The organism is Nostoc sp. UIC 10890 (assembly GCF_054786515.1).
The window spans coordinates 1-1032 of the sequence record NZ_JBSGKF010000195.1; the positions used below are offsets into that span (position 1 = coordinate 1).

Genomic DNA, 1032 nt, shown 5'->3' on the forward strand with positions numbered 1-1032 from the left:
CAAGAAGCTTACAAACTGCTTTCACCATTATTAGGCGTTAGTGCTGCTAGCGCCATCTTTGGGATTGCCTTACTTGCTTCTGGGCAAAGTTCGACACTAACTGCAACCCTGGCTGGGCAGATTGTCATGGAAGGCTTTTTACAATTTCGCCTTCCATCCTGGTTACGGCGTTTAGTTACCCGTCTGCTTGCTATCATTCCAGCGTTGATTACAATTATTATCTTTGGGGAACATAGTACAAGTCGCCTTATAGTTTTAAGTCAAGTTATCCTCAGTTTGCAGTTACCGTTTGCAGTGATTCCTTTAGTGATGTTTACAAGTAACCGTCGCTTAATGGGAGAATTTGTAAATCCTTTGTGGCTCAAATCTCTAGCTTGGCTGGTTGCTATTATTATCGTCGGGTTAAATGTTTGGTTGCTATTACAAAGTATTTTGATTTGGCTGGGTTTCAATCTCTAAATCTCTCGAAACCGCTTAGGATGGATCTAGTTGAGAAAAATCTCGTGTATCTGTCTTGATATATCTATCAAGGAGAAAGTCAAGCCATGAACCATATTCGCAAAGCTGTTGCCATTCTGGGAATAACGAGTAGCGTACTGAGTGGAATACCTGTTGCTGTCCATGCTGCACAGGAAGCACCAACGCGCATCCAACAGATGAATTTTCAGGAATACCATAACCAGGGAGTGCAAAAGCTTGAACAAGGCAACTTCAACGGCGCAATAGAAGATTTTAGTCGGGTAGTACAGTTAAATCCCCGATACTACGAAGGTTTTTGCCTCAGAGGTTTAGCAAAGTCTCAATTAAGAGATTTTAAAGCAGCCGTTAGCGACTTCGATCAAGCACTGCGACTAAACCCCAACCATACAGATGCTTACAACGGTCGAGGAACTGCTCATGCGGAACTAGGAAGTATTGAAGCGGCCATTACCGACTTTAACCAAGTACTAAGAATTGATCCGAAGTCTGTAGATGCTTACTACAATAGGGGCTTTTTGAATTATAGACAGGGAAATCACAAGCTGGCGATCG

2 protein-coding genes are annotated in these 1032 nt (G+C 42.7%); both read left to right on the top strand.

The window, feature by feature from the left end; all coding sequences use genetic code 11:
- On the top strand, window positions 1-459 hold a 459-nt coding region (locus tag ACWATR_RS40360), incomplete at its 5' end, for a divalent metal cation transporter (RefSeq protein ID WP_460346094.1).
- An 86-nt stretch (window positions 460-545) separates the two neighbouring features.
- Window positions 546-1032: tetratricopeptide repeat protein (locus ACWATR_RS40365; RefSeq protein WP_460346097.1), on the top strand; the 487-nt coding region annotated here is incomplete at its 3' end.